Source organism: Bacillus sp. MMSF_3353, from assembly GCF_030733445.1.
In the GTDB taxonomy this organism is placed as follows: Bacteria; Bacillota; Bacilli; order Bacillales; family Bacillaceae_G; genus Bacillus_A; species Bacillus_A wiedmannii.
On the sequence record NZ_JASHJA010000002.1, the window covers coordinates 308,360 to 330,350 of the forward strand.

The 21,991-nt window shown below is 33.5% G+C and carries 22 protein-coding genes; 2 read left to right on the forward strand and 20 right to left on the reverse strand.

All coding sequences use genetic code 11. The features are described from left to right. Positions 1-116 precede the first annotated feature (116 nt). Together RBB48_RS06835 and RBB48_RS06840 are read left to right on the forward strand one after the other, a co-directional pair. Entirely contained in the window at positions 117-308 is a 192-nt protein-coding gene (locus RBB48_RS06835) for a helix-turn-helix transcriptional regulator (RefSeq protein WP_306007478.1), read from the forward strand. After that, entirely contained in the window at positions 309-821 is a 513-nt protein-coding gene (locus tag RBB48_RS06840) for a DUF3278 domain-containing protein (protein WP_048560327.1), read from the forward strand. It begins immediately after the preceding gene. A gap of 106 nt (positions 822-927) precedes the next feature. Here the strand turns inward: RBB48_RS06840 and pgtP are convergent, their stop codons facing one another. The 20 genes from pgtP to RBB48_RS06940 all read right to left on the reverse strand — a co-directional run bounded on the left by pgtP (position 928) and on the right by RBB48_RS06940 (position 21,978). Next, positions 928-2,262: an MFS transporter gene (gene pgtP / locus RBB48_RS06845; RefSeq protein ID WP_046955541.1), complete on the reverse strand. Its 1,335-nt coding sequence runs from the start codon at positions 2,260-2,262 to the stop codon at positions 928-930. Positions 2,263-2,281: 19 nt separating this feature from the next. Further along, positions 2,282-3,316, reverse strand: a complete 1,035-nt coding sequence (locus RBB48_RS06850) for an ABC transporter substrate-binding protein (protein ID WP_215558977.1) — start codon at positions 3,314-3,316, stop codon at positions 2,282-2,284. Continuing rightward, positions 3,313-4,095, reverse strand: a complete 783-nt coding sequence (locus RBB48_RS06855; RefSeq protein WP_088064840.1) for a DUF3919 family protein — start codon at positions 4,093-4,095, stop codon at positions 3,313-3,315. Before RBB48_RS06855 ends, RBB48_RS06850 begins: the two co-directional genes overlap by 4 nt. A 66-nt stretch (positions 4,096-4,161) precedes the next feature. Then, positions 4,162-5,592 (reverse strand): HAMP domain-containing sensor histidine kinase, encoded by a 1,431-nt coding sequence (locus tag RBB48_RS06860; protein ID WP_098082135.1) that lies wholly within the window; start codon positions 5,590-5,592, stop codon positions 4,162-4,164. An 11-nt stretch (positions 5,593-5,603) separates the two neighbouring features. Next, on the reverse strand, positions 5,604-6,275 hold the full coding sequence (locus RBB48_RS06865) for a response regulator transcription factor (RefSeq protein WP_306007479.1): 672 nt from the start codon (positions 6,273-6,275) through the stop codon (positions 5,604-5,606). 122 nt (positions 6,276-6,397) lie between these two features. Continuing rightward, the gene (gene galE, locus RBB48_RS06870) at positions 6,398-7,390 is read right to left on the reverse strand and encodes a UDP-glucose 4-epimerase GalE (RefSeq protein ID WP_264461356.1); all 993 of its coding nucleotides are present in this window, start codon (positions 7,388-7,390) and stop codon (positions 6,398-6,400) included. Between the two features lie 89 nt (positions 7,391-7,479). Continuing rightward, a complete protein-coding gene (locus RBB48_RS06875) occupies positions 7,480-8,298 on the reverse strand; it encodes an SGNH/GDSL hydrolase family protein (protein ID WP_087985948.1) in 819 nt (272 codons plus the stop codon). A gap of 98 nt (positions 8,299-8,396) precedes the next feature. Further along, positions 8,397-9,311 carry a polyisoprenyl-teichoic acid--peptidoglycan teichoic acid transferase TagU gene (gene tagU, locus RBB48_RS06880; protein WP_087985949.1) on the reverse strand — a complete coding sequence of 305 codons (915 nt, stop codon included), beginning with the start codon at positions 9,309-9,311 and terminating at the stop codon, positions 8,397-8,399. Positions 9,312-9,457: 146 nt separating this feature from the next. After that, positions 9,458-10,615: a beta 1-4 rhamnosyltransferase Cps2T gene (gene cps2T / locus RBB48_RS06885; RefSeq protein WP_097907712.1), complete on the reverse strand. Its 1,158-nt coding sequence runs from the start codon at positions 10,613-10,615 to the stop codon at positions 9,458-9,460. After that, on the reverse strand, positions 10,616-12,004 hold the full coding sequence (locus RBB48_RS06890; RefSeq protein WP_137035387.1) for a glycosyltransferase: 1,389 nt from the start codon (positions 12,002-12,004) through the stop codon (positions 10,616-10,618). 141 nt (positions 12,005-12,145) lie between these two features. After that, entirely contained in the window at positions 12,146-13,168 is a 1,023-nt protein-coding gene (gene rfbB, locus RBB48_RS06895) for a dTDP-glucose 4,6-dehydratase (protein WP_087983256.1), read from the reverse strand. A 1-nt stretch (position 13,169) separates the two neighbouring features. Then, positions 13,170-14,024, reverse strand: a complete 855-nt coding sequence (gene rfbD, locus RBB48_RS06900) for a dTDP-4-dehydrorhamnose reductase (RefSeq protein WP_306007480.1) — start codon at positions 14,022-14,024, stop codon at positions 13,170-13,172. A 5-nt stretch (positions 14,025-14,029) separates the two neighbouring features. After that, the gene (rfbC, locus tag RBB48_RS06905; RefSeq protein ID WP_306007481.1) at positions 14,030-14,590 is read right to left on the reverse strand and encodes a dTDP-4-dehydrorhamnose 3,5-epimerase; all 561 of its coding nucleotides are present in this window, start codon (positions 14,588-14,590) and stop codon (positions 14,030-14,032) included. Between the two features lie 15 nt (positions 14,591-14,605). Further along, entirely contained in the window at positions 14,606-15,484 is an 879-nt protein-coding gene (gene rfbA / locus RBB48_RS06910) for a glucose-1-phosphate thymidylyltransferase RfbA (protein WP_098148158.1), read from the reverse strand. 90 nt (positions 15,485-15,574) lie between these two features. Beyond that, positions 15,575-16,753: a CDP-glycerol glycerophosphotransferase family protein gene (locus RBB48_RS06915; RefSeq protein WP_262719630.1), complete on the reverse strand. Its 1,179-nt coding sequence runs from the start codon at positions 16,751-16,753 to the stop codon at positions 15,575-15,577. A 23-nt stretch (positions 16,754-16,776) separates the two neighbouring features. Further along, on the reverse strand, positions 16,777-18,066 hold the full coding sequence (locus RBB48_RS06920; protein ID WP_098920620.1) for a hypothetical protein: 1,290 nt from the start codon (positions 18,064-18,066) through the stop codon (positions 16,777-16,779). A gap of 21 nt (positions 18,067-18,087) precedes the next feature. Further along, the gene (locus tag RBB48_RS06925; protein WP_098146002.1) at positions 18,088-19,059 is read right to left on the reverse strand and encodes a glycosyltransferase; all 972 of its coding nucleotides are present in this window, start codon (positions 19,057-19,059) and stop codon (positions 18,088-18,090) included. A 15-nt stretch (positions 19,060-19,074) separates the two neighbouring features. Continuing rightward, positions 19,075-19,980 carry a glycosyltransferase gene (locus tag RBB48_RS06930; protein WP_098920618.1) on the reverse strand — a complete coding sequence of 302 codons (906 nt, stop codon included), beginning with the start codon at positions 19,978-19,980 and terminating at the stop codon, positions 19,075-19,077. Between the two features lies 1 nt (position 19,981). Beyond that, on the reverse strand, positions 19,982-21,232 hold the full coding sequence (locus RBB48_RS06935; RefSeq protein ID WP_306007482.1) for an oligosaccharide flippase family protein: 1,251 nt from the start codon (positions 21,230-21,232) through the stop codon (positions 19,982-19,984). 59 nt (positions 21,233-21,291) lie between these two features. Continuing rightward, on the reverse strand, positions 21,292-21,978 hold the full coding sequence (locus RBB48_RS06940; RefSeq protein WP_098146008.1) for a sugar transferase: 687 nt from the start codon (positions 21,976-21,978) through the stop codon (positions 21,292-21,294). Positions 21,979-21,991: the final 13 nt, after the last annotated feature.

A 21,991-nucleotide genomic window follows, 5' to 3' on the forward strand; every position in this document is an offset into this window, starting at 1 on the left:
ACCATTATCATTTTTGTCATATATATTTGACATTTCATTTATCAAATTATAAAATGTCACATATATATGACATTTCTGATGCACGAGGTCTACAATTATTAATAGGAGGTTTATATTTGAATAACGTTAAACAATATCGAAAATCTGAAGGTCTATCGCAGCTAGAATTAGCTAAAAAAGTTAATGTAGCGAGACAGACAATAAACTTAATTGAAAATTATAAATATAACCCCTCTTTAGCCTTATGTATCGAATTAGCAAAAGCACTACAAACAGATTTAAACAGTCTATTTTGGGAGGGAGATTAAATGATGAAAATTGAATGGAAAGAAAGAGTTTATAATAATTTTGTTGGAACAATGAGTGAAAGAGATGAATATCAAAAACAAGAAATCAATAAAGAATTATCTGTAGCTGGAATTGGTTTATGGTGGTTAAATATGTTGGTAATGCTTATTATGTTACTTGTTGATACTATGAACCACACAATATCTATAGGAACTATATTAGTTTTTCTATCTAATATGATTTATGCTAATTATTTAACATTTAAGCTTAAGAAAAAAGGTTTAAATGAGACTGAATGTGCAACAAAAGAAGAGTATTTGCAACATAAGAAAAAATTAAGAAAAGCGGGCTTAAAAGCAGGTGTACTTTGGGGCTTTCAAATGTTTGTTTTTATGAATTATATCCTTCCCTATGTAGGTTCAGAAGAAATCTCTATTTCTTTATTTGATGTTGGGCTTTGGAGTTGCGGCGGTATATTTTTCGGTGTAACTATGTACATGATTGGTTTATTAAACCTAAAAAAATTATACTAATTAACAAAAATCACTTACACATAAAACTGCAATTTTACATACTTTTTGTTTTTGCTAATATAAAAGCTATCCAATATAACAATTGGATAGCTTTTCAAACAAAATATTACGCTACTTTAGTTTTTTTCCCCTCATGTCCACGTTGAACGATGAACAAGAAGATTGTTGATAAAATTGCACCTGTTAATAGTAAGATGAAGCAACCGTCCCAGCCAGAACGATCAACAATAACACCGATTGCTGCGTTTGCTACAAGACTTCCGCCTACATAACCGAACAGACCACACATACCAACTGTCGTACCTACTGCAAATTTCGGTACTAATTCCATCGCACTTAAACCGATTAAGAACTGTGGTACATAAATTAAACAACCGATGATAGAAACTGCAATACTTACAACAAGTATGCTAGTTGCTTGCCAATATACAAACGTACCAATAACAACTCCGACCATACTAATGATGCATAATGGCATACGTTTTCCTTTAAATAATTTATCACTTAAAAGACCAACGATTAATGAACTTGGAATTGCCATACCTTCAAAGATTGCGTACGCCGCGTGTGCTTCATTTTTTGAGAAGCCTTTAACTGTCGTTAAATAAAGTGGAACCCAGTTAATAACACCGAAACGAATTAAATAAACAAATGCATTTGCAATACATAAGAACCATACAAATTTATTTTTCACTACATATTTCATTAAAATTTCTTTTGGTGACATCTTGTTAGCATTATCTGCTTTTTCAAGATTTTCATAGTCATTACGATACTCATCAATTGGAGGAAGACCTTCTGATTCTGGTGTATCCTTCGCATTAATCCAAACAAGAACTGAGATTACCATTGCGATAATCGCTGGGAAAATAAACACGCCGCCTTGCCAATGGTTTTCACCAAAAATAGCTACACCAATTCCGACAAGTGGTGGCACAAGCATTCCGCCAACGTTATGTGAAATATTCCAAATACCTGTTTTCGTACCTCGTTCTTTCTTCGAGAACCATTTCGTCATAACGATACTACAAGGGGGTGCTCCCATACCTTGTACAATACCGTTTAGAACAAGTAATGTAACAATCATTCCAAATGACGATGCAAAACCGAAACAAATATTTACAAGCCCTGATAAGAATAAACCGACTGCGATAAAGCGCTGGGCGAAAGCTTTATCTGACAAATTCCCCATAAAGAACTTACTAAATCCATAAACAATTGCCATGATTGAACCTAGTAGTCCAATTTCAGCTGTACTAAATCCATATTCTTGTACTAAATACGTACTTGATAACGTAAAGTTACTACGAACTAAATAATAAGCAGCATACCCAACTGAAATTCCCATCAATACACGAATACGTAATAATTTGTATACTCGATCAATCATATCCGCTGGCAATCTTTCAATTGCAGGTGCTGGCTTGAGCCATTTAAACATATATTTCCGTCTCCTTTTCTCACTTCTGAGAGAGACGCTGTCTATTCCATATCTCGATTATTCCGCTATTTGATATATTTTGGTTTGTTCTTCTAACCGGCTGTCCTTCTATTTCTTTCTCGTTCTTCGCAAACATCGTTGGTACGCCAAACGAAACCTTTTCTAAAATGTGACCCGCTTCTTCTGATAAACAATAATCAATAAATAAATCCGCAATAATACCATTCGGTGCACGTTTTAGTTTCGAAATCGCATTAACAGATAACCCTGTTTGCTCAGGTACAATACTTACAATTGGAAAGCCTCGTTTTTGAAGCATTCTCTGATCTCCCATGAAATTGATGCCTATCATATACTCACCGCTCGCAACAAGTTCCACTGGTATGTAACCATTCACCGTTACTTCACCAACTTGTCCTGCAAGGTTCTTCACATATTCCTTCGCTTCCACTTCACCTAAAGTATCAATAAGTGATTGAAAAAACGTATATGCTGTTCCTGAGACATTTGGATCTGGCATTACAATCTTTCCCTTATATACTGGATTTAATAAATCTTGCCACCTTGATGGATAAGGAAGTCCGAGCGATGCTATTTCTTCATTCCACCGCTCTTTATTGATTGCAATTGCCAGCTTCTCCACTTCATAACCGTACCAATAACCGTCTTTATCTTTAACAGTTTTTGAAATACGGTTCGCATGCTGATTCGTAACAGGAATAGATAGATTTTTTTGCTTCATCATTTGATGCGCGTCTACCGTACCGCCAATAATAATATCCGCTTTCGGATTTCCAGCTTCCTCTTCTACCCTCCGAAGAAGCTCTTCTGTCGAAAGACGAATAAATTCATACGTACAGCCGCGTGGTTTACAAAATGATGACAGCAAAGCTTCACCAACTTCCTCACGAGCTGCTACATACGCAACAAGATGACGATCATCCAAAATAGGGAGACCATTTTTATTATATTTAATAGAGGTTGTATCTCGAGAGCAACTAGACATCGCTCCTCCAATTACTAGCAAAAAGAAGAAAAAGGCTATCTTTCTCATGACACATTCTCCTTTACAAATACATTTGCGAGGGAGCTTTTCATATACATAACATTCCCGTTATTATCGCCGAGATATTGCACAACAAAGTAAGATGGATATACAGAAATAGTAAGAATGTCTTCCCGCTCATTCTTTATACGCTTCCCTGTTTTATAAGCGGTAATATAAGCAATCGGTTCATTCTGTGATTGTAATAATTTCTGTATTTCTCCGTAATCTGTAATTTGCTTTGCGTACCGAATCGAATCAAGTATGTGCGTAAGATTCATCGCACGTTCTACATCACCTTGGCGTACTATGACATCCTGCGCTGACGCAAAAAAATCACTAATACGTTCTGGTGTGTAATACAGGCTTAACAAATACGTTTGAAATGCTGAAATCATTGGGTCCGTACCATTCTTTCCGTACATATCAGCCCCGTACTGGAACAAGTCACCTACTGCAAAAGTACGTTTATGTCCATTCAAGTACGTTACTTCTCCAGTAAATACTTGTTCTTGATTCTTAGCTTCTCTCGGTTCTATTTGAATTCGGTCAAAGAATGAAACAATCGTATGCAAACGAACTTCATCCGTTATAACAATTTCTCCCCACTTTTCATGCCTAACCTTCATTTCGGTAGGCAGGGATTCATTCACTCTTTGTAAAACAGTTTGTTTGTCATTCACTATTGTGATTCGATTATATATTTGCTTCTCCATCACATAAAACAAAATAAGAGAAACAATTATACAAAGAACAAACATAAGAATTTGAAATGATAGCCTTTTCATTTCTGCCTACCTCCAAGATAAAAAAACGTTGTTTCGAAAATACCGCATAATTGTTTCATAAATGTATCATTTAACCGCTTTCAAGTTTTTTATGTCTTCCATCCGTCTCGGAAGCAAAAATGTAATAAATATTGTAGTACCAATCTCTTCACTACTCTCAATTCGCATACTTCCGCCCTGCTTATTCATAATCTCCTGACAAATATACAAACCGTAACCATTCCCGTAACTAGAAGGCAGTACCTTCCCTTCTGGTGCTTCATTCCACTCTGCAAGCACACCTTCATCTATACCAATGCCATCATCATGAACAAAAATCTTTGCCTCACGTTCATTTACAATTACATTCATACGAATTTGCGTAGCATCGCTATATTTTATCGCATTATCCAGCACGTTTAAGAAAATCTGTTTCGTCTTATCGAAATCCGCAACAACATGTACATCTGTTAACTCATTTATCACTTCAATCTCAAATTTCTGCAGACGAGGTTTCACAATTGAAACTGCTTCTTCTGCTAATTCCTTTACATTCACAACTGTAGGTGACACTTCAAACGTACTCTTCCCGTACTTTGAAGACTTAAGCAATTCCTCTACAAGTGATAATAAACGCTCACTCTCTACAGCCACATATCGCAGGCTTTCCTTTACATCTTCCTTCGCCTTTAACTTCGGAATTAAATCCACATAGCCAATAATCGCCGTTAACGGTGTTTTTAGCTCATGCGTAATGCGGTCTAAGAAATCTTTCTGCTTCTCTTTCTCCTCTTTCAATTGCTTAATATGCAGCTCAATTCCATCGGCCATCGCATTAAAAGATGCTGAAAGCTGAGCAATTTCCACATATTCATTTAGCTCAATCTTACTTTTATAATCACCATTCGCAAGCCGCTTTGCCATTTGTCTTAACTGATCAATCGGCTTATGAAGAGACTTCGCCAAACGAATTGCAAAGAAAATACCTGCAGCTACTAGACAAAGAGACGTCATTAAGAACGTCCAGCCAACATTTGTTAAAACTTCCTTCTCACCCGTTAACTCATTTATAAAACGAACACTTCCGATGACATCGTTTCCATAATAAACTGGGCTTGAAAACAAAAGAATTGGAGCTGGGTCTCCCTCTTCAAAAACATACGATTTCTTCCCCTTCAAAGAGCTCTCAATATCAATATTCCGGTGAAGAAGTGCTCCCTTTTGCGTATCCGCAACAACATCTCCATTCTTCCCAATCATCTGTACACGTACATCCATGCGCTTTGCTAAATACGAAGCAATTAAAAGTGAATTCGGGCCGAGCGTCTCGACCTCTGCTTCCTTCTCTAAATAATTCATCGTATAAATTTGTGCTTCTACACTTAATTTCTCTAAAGAATTTGCCGCGTTATGATACATATTCTTTTCTAACGTAATATAAACAACTGCGTACAAAAGAACAAAAATCGGGATTAACAGTCCCACTATTCCAAACACCATATTCCTTTTTAAAGACATACCATCACCACTTAACAATCTAGTTTATAGCCAACGCCATAAATTGTCTTAATATATTCCCCGCTATTCCCTAGCTTCTTCCGCAGTCTTTGCACCATAATATCAACCGCTCTCGTATTTCCGATATACTCAAACCCCCATACTTTCTCAAGTAACTCATCTCTCATAAATACACGCTGCGGATTGGAAACAAACAACTGACATAAATTAAACTCTCGGTACGTTAACTGAATTTCTTGTCCACTAACATGTACCTTTCTTTCCTTAGGACAAATCGTTATCTCTCCTGCCCCAATTACTTCATGACTTACCGTTACCTCTGCCTTCTTCACACGCCGCGTCATATTCTTAATCCGAAGAATAAGCTCAGCATAATTAAATGGCTTCGTCACATAATCATCTGCACCAAGCTGCAAGCCAAGCAATTTATCATTCATCTGACTCTTCGCAGTTAACATGAGTAGTGGAATATCCCTATTCTTCTCACGAAACAAACGAAGCAACTCGTACCCATCTGTATCTGGAAGCATAACATCCAAAATTAATACATCCGGTCCTTCATTCCATTTCTCTAAAGCTTCTCTTCCATCAGCCGCCGTGAGCACTTCATACCCTTCCATCTCCAACTGCATCCGAATCAAATTACGAATACTCGATTCATCATCAACTACAAGTATTTTCATTATTCTCCTCCTTCCATCCCGTATTATAGTACAGTTTAGTATAGCAAAAATCCTATAAAAAAAGAGAGGGTATTGTCGAACATATGTTGAACGACAATACCCTCTCTTTCACTTATTATATTTTATTTAGCATACCCATTAGGTTGCTTCTGATGCCAATTCCAAGCATGCTCAATGATTGTCTTCACATTTACATACTGAGGATCCCATCCTAGCTTCTCTTTCGCTTTCTGAGAAGAAGCAACTAAACGTGCTGGATCTCCCGCACGACGTGGCGCTACTTCAGCAGGAATTTCATGATTTGTAACTTCACGAACTGCATCAACGATTTCTTTTACACTGAAACCATTACCATTTCCTAAGTTATAGAAATCACTCTCTCCGCCGTTCTGTAGGTCTTTAAGTCCTAAGAAGTGAGCTGCCACTAAATCTTCAACATGAATATAATCACGGATACAAGTACCATCTGGTGTATTATAATCATCACCAAACATCATAATCTTCTCACGTTGACCTAACGCCACTTGCAGTACAAGAGGAATTAAATGCGTCTCTGGGCGGTGATCTTCCCCAATAATACCATTTGGAGTTGCACCAGCCACGTTAAAGTATCTGAAAATCTTATAACGTAAATTAGAAGCTTGGCTATACCAATGAAGCATCTTCTCGATTGCTAACTTCGTTTCTCCATACGTATTCGTTGGATTTGTCATCGTTTCCTCAGTAATAAGGTCTACATCTACCTCACCATACGTCGCCGCAGTAGAAGAGAAAATAAACTTATCTACCTTAAACTCATCCATTACCTCTAATAAGCAAAGTGCACCATACACATTGTTATTATAATATTGAAGAGGCTTCTCCATACTAACTCCAACTAAAGAATCAGCTGCGAAATGCATAACCGCCTCAATATTCTCTTGTTTAAAAACATCTCTTAAAAATGCTTTATCACGAAGGTCGCCATTATAAAACTTCGCACCTTCCGTAATTGCATCCTCATGACCAGTTTGTAAGTTATCTACTACTACTACAGATAAACCTTCGTCTACTAATTTTTTCACAGCGTGAGAACCGATATAACCAGCTCCGCCGCAGATTAGAATTGAATTCATTGTCTTCCTCCTACATATATTAGGATTTCTTATTCACTTACTTATTATAAAAGGTATACGATTGCTCGTATACCTTTTGTGTACCTTTATTACTTAGCAACGAAATAATCCGTTACATATTGTGCCCAAACTTCATGTCCTTTAGCACTTGGGAAACCGAATTCTTCTGTTAAATATGGTAGGATAGACTTCGTTGCTGCATCAGGCCATGCTCCCCAATGATCCACATATGTATAACCATTTTGCGTCGCAAATTGCTTTAACGCCTCAATCGCCTTCGGATAATTCTTCGCACCATACACTGGGTTTGGTGGTTGAATCATAATCGTAGCACCCTTTGCACTAGTAGAAAGTGCGTGCACAAACTTCTGTGTACTCGCAACAGAGTTTCCATTACCAGTTTTACCATTGTCAGTAATAAACGGTGGCTCAAATAAAATCACATCTGGATTTTCTTTCGCAATCTCTTTATCACGTTTATTTGTGATTAACTCGTCTGTACTTTCACCCTTATATTCCTTTACTGTCACATTCCATAACCCTTTACCGTAAGCAGTTTCTAAATTAGCCGTTAACTTAGCTGCCCAAGCATCTTTTTCAGATGAAGAAGCTTCATCACCAACAATAACAAGGTTTACCACCTTTTTATCCTCAGCAGCTTTCTTTAACTTCTCTTTCACTTCATCTGGTAAATTCTTCGCATATGCTTCATTAAAAGATGACTTCGCATCTTGTTTTTTCTCTGCTTTCTTCGCTCCGCTATCTTTCACTTCAGACTTCGTTTTCGTTACTTCACTCGTCTGTCCCGTCGCATTCGCAATCTTCTTATTCCAGTACAATTTACCGCTCACAACCGAAGCGACAAACAATACAAAAATAACTAGGACAAGTACTGCTTTCTTATTCATCGATTCACCTCATCTATTAATCTCACAATATATAATATTAATATAAATCCATGCAAAAATAAACCCAACTCCTACCAAAGGAGTTGGGTTATTACATATTACTTAGTCACTTCAAGATGCGCTCTTAACTTATTCGTAATATCTTGTTTCGCTGCATCTGGAACGTAGTAGTACCAAATACCATCAGCAGCTTTGTGGCCGTCACCTGGGATTTGGATTTCTTCACTATTCTCCATGCAATCTTTATAGTTCTTTTGAATATCAAACATTTGATCTTGCGTTAAACTTGTTTTAACATTTTTCTCAATTGCTTTTAATACATCACCATAATTTGCTAAAGAAGATACACTTGCACCTTTTTTAATTACAGCTTGAATAACTTGGCGTTGGCGCATTTGACGACCGAAGTCACCGCGTGGATCTTCATAACGCATGCGAGTATACTTTAATGCTGTTTCACCATTTAAATGGATATTACCTTTAGCAAAATGCTGATTTCTCGATGTAAACTCCAAATCGTTATTAACATCAACACCGCCAACAGCATCTACAATATCTTTGAACCCAGCCATGTTTACTTCGATGTAATGATCAACTGGTACATTAAGAAAATTCTCTACTGTTTTTACAGACATATCAATGCCACCGAAAGCATAAGCGTGGTTGATTTTATCTTTTTTACCTTTACCAACAATTTCTGTATAAGAATCACGTGGAATACTTGTAATTTTCATAGATTTTGTTTTTGGATTTAAAGTAAATAACATAAGTGAATCTGATCTACCTGTTCCATTATCTTCTTGGTCTACACCCATTAATAAAATAGATATAGGTTTATTATCTGCAATCTCTACTTTCTTATCTCGCTTATCGGACTTATCACGATCCAAAGGCTTATGCACTGTATTTAACGCATTAGACACATTAGAATATACAGTATATGCATATACACCACCAGCAATAACAAGAACACCAATGATACCTAGAATCCAAAATAGAATCTTTTTCTTCATCGTTTTTCCTTCTTTCGGGTAACAATTTCAACATTATAAATTTCATTCCATATAATACTATACGGATATACACATAACTTGTAAATGACTTGTAAACTAAATGCTACTCTAATATTTCATTAATAGAGGGCATACATGTTTATATATCAAGAATTTAAAAACAAATCCTCATAATCATTCACTATTTTCTCCCACGAATATTCATGAATAATTCGATCTTTAGCTTTGTTACTTAACTTATCAATTTCATCTTCAGAATAAGCCTCTACTTCTTGAATTAAATTAGCTAAAGCACCTTCTTCTTTAGAGAAATAAACCGCACCTTCTTCGCCAACCTCTTTATTGAACACTACATCCAAAAGCAGATTCAACTTCGTAGACGCTAACGCCTCTAATAATGATGGGTTTGTCCCACCCACTTCATGTCCATGGAAATAAGCAAATGCATCTTCACGAATTTTCCTTAACAAATCTTGGTCATATACAGTACCAACGAATTTAATACGTGAATCCTTATTAAACTTCGTTTTTGCTAATAATTCTTGATAAAATTGATTTTCTTCAACATTAGAAATAATAACAAAATCCTTTTTAGAATTGGATTTCATAAATTCACGAACCATTAATTCATAGTTATTCTCTGGAACAAAACGACCAACTACTAAATAATATTCATTCACAGCTACATCATGTTTCTTATACCATTCAATTAATGTGCTGTCATCTTCTTTTAAAGAAGAAGTTGTAACATCCGCACCATAGGCAATAAATGTTGTCTTTGGTTCATGCTTTTTATAATCCTTTTGGATATAAGATTCAATACCCTTAGAATCACATACCAGTAAATCAGCATGCTTTACCATTAGATTTTCAGATATTTTCCAATAAGTTCTAATAGCCGGACTCCATTTACTTCTTTTCCATTCGTGACCATCTGGATTTACAAAAACTTGAACACCCATTTTTTCTAACTTCCTTTTATAGAAAGAGAAAAACGGACCAATACGACATGCGAGTATATATACAATACAGTTTTTAAGATTATTTTTTTTAATATAACTAATACACTCTCTTAAACTCAATATATCATACGCTACAGCTTTCGCACTCCCAATTTCAGGGGTCTTCACGTTGAAGCATCTCGCCTTATTATGCTGAAATTCTTCATTGTTATCCGCTAAGCAAGATACATGATACTGAATATCTTCACTTTTCTTACGTTCTGTTAAATACTCTACAAATGTTTCAAATCCCCCATACTTTGCTGGAATTCCTTTCGATCCAATAATAAATACGTGTTTCATCTATTCTTCTCCCGCTCTTACCTCTTGATACAGGTTTATTATTTCTTTAGTATGTTGCTCCATTAAATGAGGAAAATCCAATTTCAATAGGTTTTCATTTATATAATCTAACAATGAAGTGTCGTCAAGAATCATTGATAATTTATCAATAAAATCATGCTTATTTACTTTATATATAAAGCCAGTTTCTCCATCTTGTACTAAGTCCTTGAAACCAACATATTCAGAGACCATAATTGGAACACCATACGATTGTGCTTCTAAACCAATAAATCCAAAAGTTTCTTTCCAAATACTAGGGATGATTAACAAATCAACTTCATTAAAAATATCTTTTAACTGATTATAATTATAACGACCATAAAAGGTATAGTATTTAGGATTATATGTGTCTGGATCATTTACAAAATCACCATAAACTCCTAAATGCCAATTAGTATATCCCTTTTCCTTTAAAGAATCCAATTGATTCTTTAAAGAATAAAATCCTTTATAGGTATCTATGGGTCCTAAATATCCTAATCTAACTACTTCATTTCCTCTTTGTTTAACTTTACGCTCTTGACGATAATCAGAAATATCTTGATGACTAATAGAGACTATCTTCCCATTCACATCAAGATATTTTTCGAATTGCTCTTTTGCTATAGAACTATTGAAATGGAAGTAATCTATCAATTTGAATATTGTTAAATAATAATCGCGTAATTCTATATAATACGTCGCTAAATTCACATCTATTTCTTCAATCTCTCGTTCTACCCTAGTAGCTACAGTATTATTTTTAGTCTGATTCTTTTTAATTTTTCTAAGTGATTTTACGATACTACTATCTTTTAAATAACGATATGGATACGATTGCATCACATGAACCATCGGAAGACTTAATGCATTCACATTACATTCTATACAGCTTTTCCCATCATCAAAATCATTACAAATGTTACCTTTTGAGTCCATCAAATTTACTTTTGGACAAAGACCAAAATAATCATGTGTAGTAAATACAATTTTTATATCTAATTTCTTTGCCGTTTCAAAAAATTCTTTGTGTATCCCCATCAAGGTATGTACATGAATTACCTCTGGTTTTAATTCTATTAAAAATTCCTCATATACCTTATGATCTATTTCCTTCATAAAATGTTCAGGCTGATTAATTCCATTTAATAAAGGAATCGGTAAAGGGTTAACTAATTCATATACCGATATACTTCCATATGGTTTATTTTTCTTAATAGCTGTCCTTTTCGAAAAAGTGAATTTTCCCGGATACAAAAGAAATACTTGATGCTCTTGTCCTTGTGAATGCATTAAATCTACTGAGTATTTTGTTAACCCACCTGTGCGATACGGGGGTAATCCCAGTGAAATATGCAATATTTTCAATTTGTTCTCTCCTTAGTTTCGCCATGGGATTATAAATTTTCCATGTTATTATTTACAAAAAAAATGAAGGTAATAAAATCTATCACCTTCACCTCAAAATCATTCTATTAAATGATACTTAATATTAATAGCCTCTATTGCTTATAGATTTGTATATTGTTTCGCAAAATAGCTCTTGTATTCACCCGATACAATTGCTTTCCACCATTCTTCATTATCTAAATACCACTGGATTGTTTGAGCAATTCCCGTTTCAAATGTGTAAGTTGGTTTCCAACCTAATTTCTCTAGTTTTGTTGGGTCAATTGCGTAGCGCTTATCGTGACCTAGTCGATCTTGAACAAACTCGATTAGTTCTTCCGATTTGCCAAGTGTACTAATAATAGTTTTTACTACTTCTAAATTTGTACGCTCATTATGCCCACCAACATTATAAACCTCTCCATTTGCACCCTCATGCATAACTAAATCAATTGCAGCACAATGATCAATAACGTGTAACCAGTCGCGAATATTTTTACCGTCCCCATATACAGGAACCTTTTCATCATTTAATACACGTGAAATTGTTAATGGAATTAATTTTTCTGGGAAATGGAATGGTCCATAATTGTTTGAGCAGCGTGTAATGTTAATTGGTAAACCGAATGTCTCATGATACGCTCGAACTAATAGGTCAGAAGAAGCCTTACTCGCACTATATGGGCTATTTGGTTGTAAAGGTGTATCTTCTGTGAAGAATGTAGTTGGATCAAAATCTAATTCGCCGTATACTTCGTCTGTTGATACGTGAACAAATTTAGTAATGCCATACGCCTTTGCTGCATCTAATAACACTTGTGTCCCCAATACATTTGTGCTAATAAATACTTCAGGTTCAGTAATTGAACGATCAACATGGCTCTCTGCAGCAAAATGAACAACATAATCGAATTTTTCTTGTTCAAATAGTTGGTTTACCGCTTGACGGTCTACGATATCAACCTTAGCAAATGAATAGTTATCTTTACCCTCAATATCTTTATGCTTTGTTAAATCTCCAGCATATGTAAGTACATCTAAATTAATGATATGATATTGAGGATATTTATTTACCATATACTGAACAAAATTACCCCCAATAAAGCCTGCGCCACCTGTAACTAATACTTTCTTTTTTTCCAACTTATTTCACCTCTTGTTGTAATTGTGTAATATAATGTTTTGTTGCTTTCTTCCAATCTTGTAATGGCTCAAATCCATTATCAATTAATTTCTGCTTCGACATACGTGAATTTTTAGGACGTACTGCGCGAGTAGGATACTCTTCTGTTGTAATACTATTTACTTTTACATCTTGTCCTGCAATCTCAAAAATTTCTTGTGCAAATTCAGCCCAACTGCAGAAACCTTCATTTGTAGCATGATATGTACCATATTTCTCGGTTACAACCATATCAACTAATAAACGAGCTAAGTCATATGTGTAAGTTGGTGACCCTATTTGATCTCCCACAACGTTCAGTTCATTACGTGTTTTGCCTAAACGAAGCATTGTTTTAATGAAGTTATTTCCATTAATACCGAATACCCATGAAATACGCACAATAAAGTTGTTATCTATTAGGCTTCTAACTACTTTTTCTCCCTCATACTTTGTTAAACCATAGTATCCAACCGGATTAGGTGCGTCAGTTTCTACAAATGCATGCGTTCCTTCTCCATCAAATACATAATCCGTACTAATATAAACAAATTTAGCATTTAATTTTTTTGCTGCTGTAGCAAGGTATTTTGTACCTTCTACATTCACATTCCAACAAAGTTCTTTATCATCTTCAGATCTATCAACAGCCGTATATGCTGCACAATGAATAATTGCATCTGGTTTTACTTTATCTACAAATTCATAAACCGCAGCTTCGTTTGTAATATCTAAATCTTCTATTCCAATACCTTGCATTTCTAGTCCTTGCTTCTCTCCACGTTTTACTACGTCATATCCAAGCTGACCATTATAACCGGTTACTAAAATTTTCATTTTTTTTACTCCCCGTATACAAAGTTAGTTTCTGCTTCTTTTAATGAAGGTGCTTTTTCGTCTTTTTCAGATAGCACTGGTTGAATTTCCATTGGCCACTCAACACCAATTTCAGCGTCGTTCCAAACAATGCCTCGATCGCATTCCGGAGCATATAATTCATCAACTTTATACTGAACCTCAACATCATCTGTTAATGTCATAAATCCATGTGCAAATCCTTTTGGAACTAATAAATGTTTTTTATTTTCTGCACTTAGCTCAATACCGAACCATTGACCGTATGTAGGACTTCCCTTACGAATGTCGACCGCTACATCAAAGATTGATCCACGTGTACAACGTACAAGCTTAGTTTGTGCTTTAGGATTTAACTGATAGTGTAAGCCACGAAGTGTTCCCTTTGTTGCAGAAAATGATTGATTGTCTTGTACAAATTGTAGATCAATTCCTGCTTCTTTCATTGCCTTATCGCTATACGTTTCCATAAACCAACCACGATGATCTCCAAACACTTTTGGCTCAATTACTTTAACACCTAATAAGTTTGTATCTAAAACTTTCATTACATTCACTCCAAATTAGTATTTAATACTACCGTTTGCTACTTTTAATAAATATTGACCATAGCCATTTTTAGAGCACTGATCACCTGATTCAGTTAAAGTTTCTTTATTAATCCACCCATTAATAAACCCAATCTCTTCAAGTGCTGCAATTTTAATTCCTTGATGGTCTTCAACTGTTTTTACAAAGTTTGTTGCATCCACAAGGCTTTGATGTGTACCTGTATCTAACCATGTGTAACCACGACCCAATAATTCAACTTCTAACTCACCATTATTTAAATATGCTTCATTTATAGATGTAATTTCTAATTCTCCACGTGCCGATGGTTTAACATTTTTCGCAATTTCAACTACACGATTATCATAGAAATATAAACCAGTAATTGCGTAATTTGATTTTGGCTCTTTCGGTTTTTCTTCTACACTCAATACTTTCCCGTTCTCATCGAATTCAACTACACCAAAACGCTCTGGATCATGTACATGATACCCAAACACTGTAGCTCCACTTTCTTTCTGAGCTGCACGCTGTAACATTTTGCGCATTCCGCTACCATAATAAATGTTGTCCCCTAGCACCATCGCTACAGAATCATCACCAATAAATTCTTCACCAATAATAAATGCTTGTGCTAATCCATCTGGACTTGGTTGTACTTTATATTGAAGAGAAATACCAAATTGAGATCCATCTCCTAACAAAGCTTCAAAACGTGGTGTATCCTCTGGTGTTGAAATAATTAAAATTTCACGAATTCCCGCTAACATCAGTGTAGATAGTGGATAATAAATCATTGGTTTATCGTATATAGGTAACAATTGTTTACTTGTTACCATTGTTAATGGATATAATCTTGTCCCACTTCCACCTGCTAAAATAATACCTTTCATCGTTATGCCTCCATATATTCAATTAAATTAGAATCTATTATTAAATTACTCCAAGTGTTCCTTCAGTGTTCTATATAATCTCTTCACTGTCTAATCCACATTTAGAGTATGCTGAATTACGCGTTCACAATTTTTATCATCAAAAAAGGTGAAAAATTTCTCACGTTGAAAGTTAATAATTTCATCATTATATTCCAACCTATCATTCAATAGCTGCTTTATATTTTGAATTAAATCATCAACTGAAAATACTACCTCACCAAAGAGTTCTTTTTTAAAATCCATATATGCACCTCGTTCATTTAAATATTTTTCTTGATCAAATTGGAAAAAGATAATATTTTTGCGCATATAAAGAAAATCCCAGCTCACGCTTGAATAATCAGTAATTAATAACGAAGAAGTTACAATTTTATCGGAAATATCTTCATTTCCTCCTAAAATTACAATATTCGAATTAATGTTATTTTCTTGAAGTAAGGGTATTTTTTTTTGCATAAACGGATGAAGTAAAACTTCCAACCTAAAACCAGCCTCAATTAATATCTGATTCAATTTTACATCATTAATTACCCTTTGAATTTTACTAACAAACTCTGATTGCATAAATTCTTCTTCTTCCATTTCATATAACCACTCACGCCAAGTTGGTAAGTATAAGATACTTTTTTGAGGAATTATATTTTTTGAACGATATAACCTGTCGTACCTAGGTACCCCAGTGACAATTAGTTTGTTCTCAGCTATACCCCATTCAGTCTGCTTGATTTCCTTTTCATTTTCAGAGCTACATATATAAAAATCTACATTTTCTATTCTTTCGGGGTAAATGTTCCTTTTTAATCCCTCTACTCCATGGCTAAGGTGTACCCTAATAGGTTTATTTCTTTCAGGCAAGATTTTATCAATTACTGGCGCAATATCTGTACTTAATGAATGACTAAAATAACAAACATCACAATTTAAATACGCAAGGTAATTCTTTATCCCACCTATTTTTATTACAGTTCCTTCTATATTCACTACTTCTGGATTTACCTCTTTATTTATCATCCAATAAATTTTAAACTCTGGGTATTTCCTTAGTAAATATTTATGAATTTCAGCTGAATTATCTCCGTATTTTTCTCCACAATGCCCACCTATTAAAATAATCTTTTGCTTTTTTAATTTTAATAACTTTATAAATCCATTTATTAAAAAGGCTAAAATTATATATGGAATATATTTCAATTTTAAATATTTGTTTTTAAAAATACTCTCGTTCATTTTTTTACCTCATTAAAAGTCATTTACGTATTTAATTTTTTGTCTTCATTTTTCATAATTACATACGCTAAAATAGCCAGAATAAAGTAAACATAAATAACAGTACTAATCCAACTCGCAAAAGGATATGTTACTAGAAAGATTAATAATCCTTTTAAAAATCCAGAATCATACGTTTTTGCCCTTAGGCCGTTTAACCCTTTAAATAATATATACATATATATTATCTGCATTAGTACATAACTAACTAGGCCAATATTAGCATATGTATATAAGAAGTCATTATCTATATATAATTGACGTGAAGGTACTATACCTGATCCAAATAGTATATGAGAAACATCAAATTTAACCTTATTAAAAACTTGCTGATACCCTATTAATCGACTAAATAATGTTTCTATATTAAACTCAGGTATTACTTGAGCAATAAATTCAAAAAGCTCTTCTGCAAATGATACATATAAAAAATTTCCTATAACCAAAAGAACATACATTGTTTTTACAAATAAGATTTTTTTTGAAGAAATCTTATTTAAGAATAATAACACCAACAATAAAAACAGACCTGTCACATAAATATTTCTTGTAATCGTCATGTATGCACAAATTAATGCAACTAACATTATTAAAATAGCTCTCATTTTTTCTCTCCCATTTGAGGAAGATAGATTATAAAAATAACAACTAAATAAAGCTAAAGAAAATAACCCCAACGTTAACCCACTATCCGTTAAACCAAAAGCCCTTACTTGTGCCCCCATTGAGTATAAAATATCACTTGCAGAACTTATACCATTTAAATAATAGATTGTATTCAATACCGGCTCTCCGTTAAAAGTAGTGAACACAAACGGTTTATTAAAGGTATATTGCATGATACCAAGTATACATTGAATAAAGAAAAACATAGAAAAGGCTCTTTTCACATATTTTTCTTCCATAAAGTTAATATTCATACCCAGTATAATTACAAATAAAGTAACCCAATAATAAGAGAAGAAAACTTCTGTCATCTTCTCAAAACCTTCGGATAAATTCACAAAAGATAGTATAAAACTAGATATTAAAAATGCGAATAGAATATAAAAAGCTTTTACTTTTGAAAATGTAATTTGCAAGCTTTTTTTTGAAACTAATATCCCGATAATTACCGTAATTACATATAACAATAAGACTATACGCTCTTTCGATAAAACTCCAAATTTTCTTTCCCCGGTAAATAAAAACATTTGAGTAATAGTTGTATTGCCTGCAATAATTAAAAGTAAAGTGACGTATAAATATGTGAAATTTTTTTCAAGTTTTTTCATACTTTTTTGGGAAATAAAGTATTACCAATCCTTCTCTTTCCCCAATACTCCTTTTCTACCTTTATTAATAGCTTTTAATAATATTATATACCTTTTTAGACCATTAACATTTTTAGGCATATACTTGATAAACACGAAACACATATATATAAATATGTTTACATAATAAGCCATTATTGAATCTGCTATATAATTTTTTTCAAAGTATACTCTATTACGAATTGAATATAATCCTCTAGTTAATTCATTGGTTCTAAATATTCCTTGAAACATTGGTACTTTCTCTTTTCTATACCATGAGCTTTCTAAATCAACAATCACACTATCGGTAACACAATATATTGCATAACCCTGATTAGTCATTCTATAAGTAAAATCAATGTCATCACAATATAAGTAATACTCTTTCGTAGGTAAGTCTACTTGCTCCATAATAGTTTTATTCAAAAATAAGCCACCATAAGGAACTGCTTCACATGCTAGTAAATTTGGATACCCTGTATCCTTTTTACTGTATCTTTTTGATTTTTTAAATATTTTTTTCAATATATTGAATTCAAAAAAAGAATTGCGTGTAAAACTTTGTCCTCCTGAATTTAATAATTCTAATCTATCATTACGAAAAGAGCTTAATATAATCTTTTCATCATCTAACTCTACTTGCATTTTTTTTAGTTTTTCTAATGCATCATCATTTGGCAGATTATCATCATCTAAAAGCCAAATAAAATTTCCTTCTTCTTGAAGCGCCTTATTAATTCCGGCATTAAATCCTGTTGCAGAACCTTCATTATTTTGAAAATGAACTGTTTTAATTTTATTAAATCCTTTCAATTTCACATTCAAATCATAAGGAACCCCATTATCAACTAAAATAATACTATTAATTTCATCAAATCTTTCTAACTTGGCTAAAATCGGTTTTAAAAATCCCCATCTTTCACCATAGGTTACTATCACTACATTCACAGATGAATTTGAGATTAACTCCATTTCTTACTATCTCCTTTATTTTTTCAATGCTCGTACTAACATCTTCAGCTTTAAATACCAGCCTTTACAAAAATAAATTAATCTCCCATTTCTTAAAGTCCTAACTGTATGTCTTCGACCAGAATGTATACTAGCTTTAATAAGATTAATTTTATTATCTTGTTCAACCTCTGTAATATAATTACTTTGACTAATCAAAAAGTTTTTATATCGATCGTATTTAACTTCTCTAAAAGACTCGAATGATAGATCATGTTTAATCTCCACATCCAAACAGTAGCAAGAATATTGATTTTTCCATAATTGATGATAAGTATGATGATCTAAATAATCTATAGGAAACTTCTCACTAAATCCACCTATTTTATTTAAAGCATTTACGTTAAAAATTGAGCAACTATTAATAGCAGTATATCGATCATTCAAAAGACCATTTGGCTCTGCTGCTGGTAAATCAAAACTATCACCCCAAAATGTTCTATTGACTTTTAAAGGAGAAATCATATGTGATTTTCCAAATATTCTTGGTACATACGCACCAATTGCAGGGTTATCATAAATATTTTCACAAAAAGCATCTAAAAATTCCAATGTAATATCGGTATCTTGATCTGTCACCAAAAACCAATTATTCTTTTTTGGAGATTCCTCGTTAATTTTTTTCAATATAGAATTATAAGCATGAGCTAAACCAACATTTTCATTTTCTGTAACATACTGCATTACTTTCTCATTTTGACTATTTACTAATCTCTTATTCCATTCTCTTACTTCTTTGTCTGTTGAGTTATCAAAGATAAATATATTTTCAAACAAATTCTCTCGAATGGACGTTATTTTTTTCAGTTCATTATATGTTGGTGCATCTGTAATTTTTCTATTGTAAATAACAATAATTGCAAACAAGTTAAATTCACTCAAATCATTTTTCTCCTTCTTTAGAGCTTATGTGTGTTTTTATAAATTTCAACTCTTTTCCTACAACTACAAGTTCACATAAAAGTATTGCTGCAGCTGTTCCTGGCGCCTCGTATAACCAGGATAATAAAACTCCCAATGATAAATTCACTATTGCTCCGTAAGTTACAGCGATTCTAACAGATGCTTTATCATTTAATGGAATTAAAGTTTGTATCCCTAATAAATGGCCTAGACTAATTAAAAATGGAATAAAACTCATAATTCGAAGTGTTAATATTTGATTATCGGTCACTTTCTCTCCCGTAATTAGAGCCAAAATAAACGGAGCTAATACAAGTAAGATTATTCCACCAATAAAGGTACAAACCGGCCACCATCCAAAATATTTTAAAGACACTTTAAACTGTTCTATTTTATTTTTTTTCTTAGCTATTTCCTTACACACAATTGGATATACCGCTTGTGAAATTGCATTTGTGACACTGTTAACTAAACCAACTACTTTCTCACAAGTCGCATATATCCCAGCTGCATAACTACCGCCAAAGAATGCCACCACTATCGTATTCAAGGTCGTATATAATACCCCAATGATATTAGAAAGAAATATATCTTTCCCCTCTTCTATTTCTGAAAGTATTCTCCTAATACTAACCCTCTGAATTTTAACCCCTAATTTAATCACCACTATTTGAGCAATTACACATATAATTATGGTTGGCACAGCATATACAATCCCTAGTAAGTAATAATCACTCTCACTTTTAATTAATAACAACATCAATACTAACGTAAATAATTTTGATATTACTGTTAATATCGATATATACATGAGTTTATTTAAACCCCTAAACAACCAGTTGGGTATTAATGACTGGAAGAAGAAAAAGCCGAAGAATCCAAAGTGAAGTATGATTGTCTTAGTATCCGCAGAAAATACATATATAATTATACTAACTGCTATAAAAACAATTATCCCCATTAAGCATTTAACAATATAAATTGCGCTTGCTAAATCATTATCCACTTTTTCTTTTATTGCTATTTTCTGTGTTGCTGTAAATGCAAATCCATAGTCAGAAATAATCAATAATATTTGTGCCACTGCTATCTCAACAGAAAGTATACCGTAATTTGATATTCCAATTGTCCTTAGTAAATAAGGGACCGTTATTAACGGAAATAGATAATTAACCAATTGAATTACGCCCATTTGAGCAATGTTTTTTACTGCCATACTATTTAACTTCATAATTAGACCTCTTAAATAACATTCAAAACACACTTATCTTTGAACTAATTTTTTTAATATTAATAAGCCCCTTTTGATGTGAAAAGAATAGTTACTGTTTTTAATATAATTTGAATGTCTGTCCCGATACTTTGTTTATTTATATACTCTAAATCCAATTCAACCATTTCCTTAAAACCAAGATCATTTCTCCCACTTACTTGCCACAACCCGGTGCATCCAGGTAGTACAAGCAGTCTTTGCTTATCATGATCTGTATATTGTTTTACTTCACGTGGCAATGGTGGCCTCGGTCCAACGAGGCTCATTTCACCTTTTAGTACATTAATTAACTGAGGAAGTTCATCAATGCTAGTTTTACGAATAAAGTGACCGAAATGTGTTACCCTAGGATCTTTTTTCATTTTAAACATGGCACCTGAAACTTCATTATGTTCCAATAAATCTTTCAATTTATCCTCAGCATCTGTAACCATTGAGCGGAACTTATATATATAGAACTCTTTTCCATCTTTCCCGATACGAACTTGTTTAAAAAACACCGGTCCTTTAGGATCCTCATATTTAATGATTAAGGCTACAATTAAGAAGAGAGGGAATAACAACAACAACCCACATAAAGATCCCATAAAATCTATGCAACGTTTAACCACTAAATATCCTTTACGAGCATTTACCGTTTCCACATCTATTTTTCTACTATTTAGCTTCGTTTCATCCCCATCAGATAATTTTAACAAGGTCAAAATTCTTGCACCT

What these genes read in the sequence shown, in the direction of transcription:
- RBB48_RS06840 (WP_048560327.1), top strand. Translation starts at nt 309, where the DNA reads ATGATGAAAATTGAATGGAAAGAAAGAGTTTATAATAATTTTGTTGGA.
- pgtP (WP_046955541.1), bottom strand. Translation starts at nt 2,262, where the DNA reads ATGTTTAAATGGCTCAAGCCAGCACCTGCAATTGAAAGATTGCCAGCG.
- RBB48_RS06850 (WP_215558977.1), bottom strand. Translation starts at nt 3,316, where the DNA reads ATGAGAAAGATAGCCTTTTTCTTCTTTTTGCTAGTAATTGGAGGAGCG.
- RBB48_RS06855 (WP_088064840.1), bottom strand. Translation starts at nt 4,095, where the DNA reads ATGAAAAGGCTATCATTTCAAATTCTTATGTTTGTTCTTTGTATAATT.
- RBB48_RS06860 (WP_098082135.1), bottom strand. Translation starts at nt 5,592, where the DNA reads ATGTCTTTAAAAAGGAATATGGTGTTTGGAATAGTGGGACTGTTAATC.
- RBB48_RS06865 (WP_306007479.1), bottom strand. Translation starts at nt 6,275, where the DNA reads ATGAAAATACTTGTAGTTGATGATGAATCGAGTATTCGTAATTTGATT.
- galE (WP_264461356.1), bottom strand. Translation starts at nt 7,390, where the DNA reads ATGAATTCAATTCTAATCTGCGGCGGAGCTGGTTATATCGGTTCTCAC.
- RBB48_RS06875 (WP_087985948.1), bottom strand. Translation starts at nt 8,298, where the DNA reads ATGAATAAGAAAGCAGTACTTGTCCTAGTTATTTTTGTATTGTTTGTC.
- tagU (WP_087985949.1), bottom strand. Translation starts at nt 9,311, where the DNA reads ATGAAGAAAAAGATTCTATTTTGGATTCTAGGTATCATTGGTGTTCTT.
- cps2T (WP_097907712.1), bottom strand. Translation starts at nt 10,615, where the DNA reads ATGAAACACGTATTTATTATTGGATCGAAAGGAATTCCAGCAAAGTAT.
- rfbD (WP_306007480.1), bottom strand. Translation starts at nt 14,024, where the DNA reads ATGAAAATTTTAGTAACCGGTTATAATGGTCAGCTTGGATATGACGTA.
- rfbC (WP_306007481.1), bottom strand. Translation starts at nt 14,590, where the DNA reads ATGAAAGTTTTAGATACAAACTTATTAGGTGTTAAAGTAATTGAGCCA.
- rfbA (WP_098148158.1), bottom strand. Translation starts at nt 15,484, where the DNA reads ATGAAAGGTATTATTTTAGCAGGTGGAAGTGGGACAAGATTATATCCA.
- RBB48_RS06915 (WP_262719630.1), bottom strand. Translation starts at nt 16,753, where the DNA reads ATGAACGAGAGTATTTTTAAAAACAAATATTTAAAATTGAAATATATT.
- RBB48_RS06920 (WP_098920620.1), bottom strand. Translation starts at nt 18,066, where the DNA reads ATGAAAAAACTTGAAAAAAATTTCACATATTTATACGTCACTTTACTT.
- RBB48_RS06925 (WP_098146002.1), bottom strand. Translation starts at nt 19,059, where the DNA reads ATGGAGTTAATCTCAAATTCATCTGTGAATGTAGTGATAGTAACCTAT.
- RBB48_RS06935 (WP_306007482.1), bottom strand. Translation starts at nt 21,232, where the DNA reads ATGAAGTTAAATAGTATGGCAGTAAAAAACATTGCTCAAATGGGCGTA.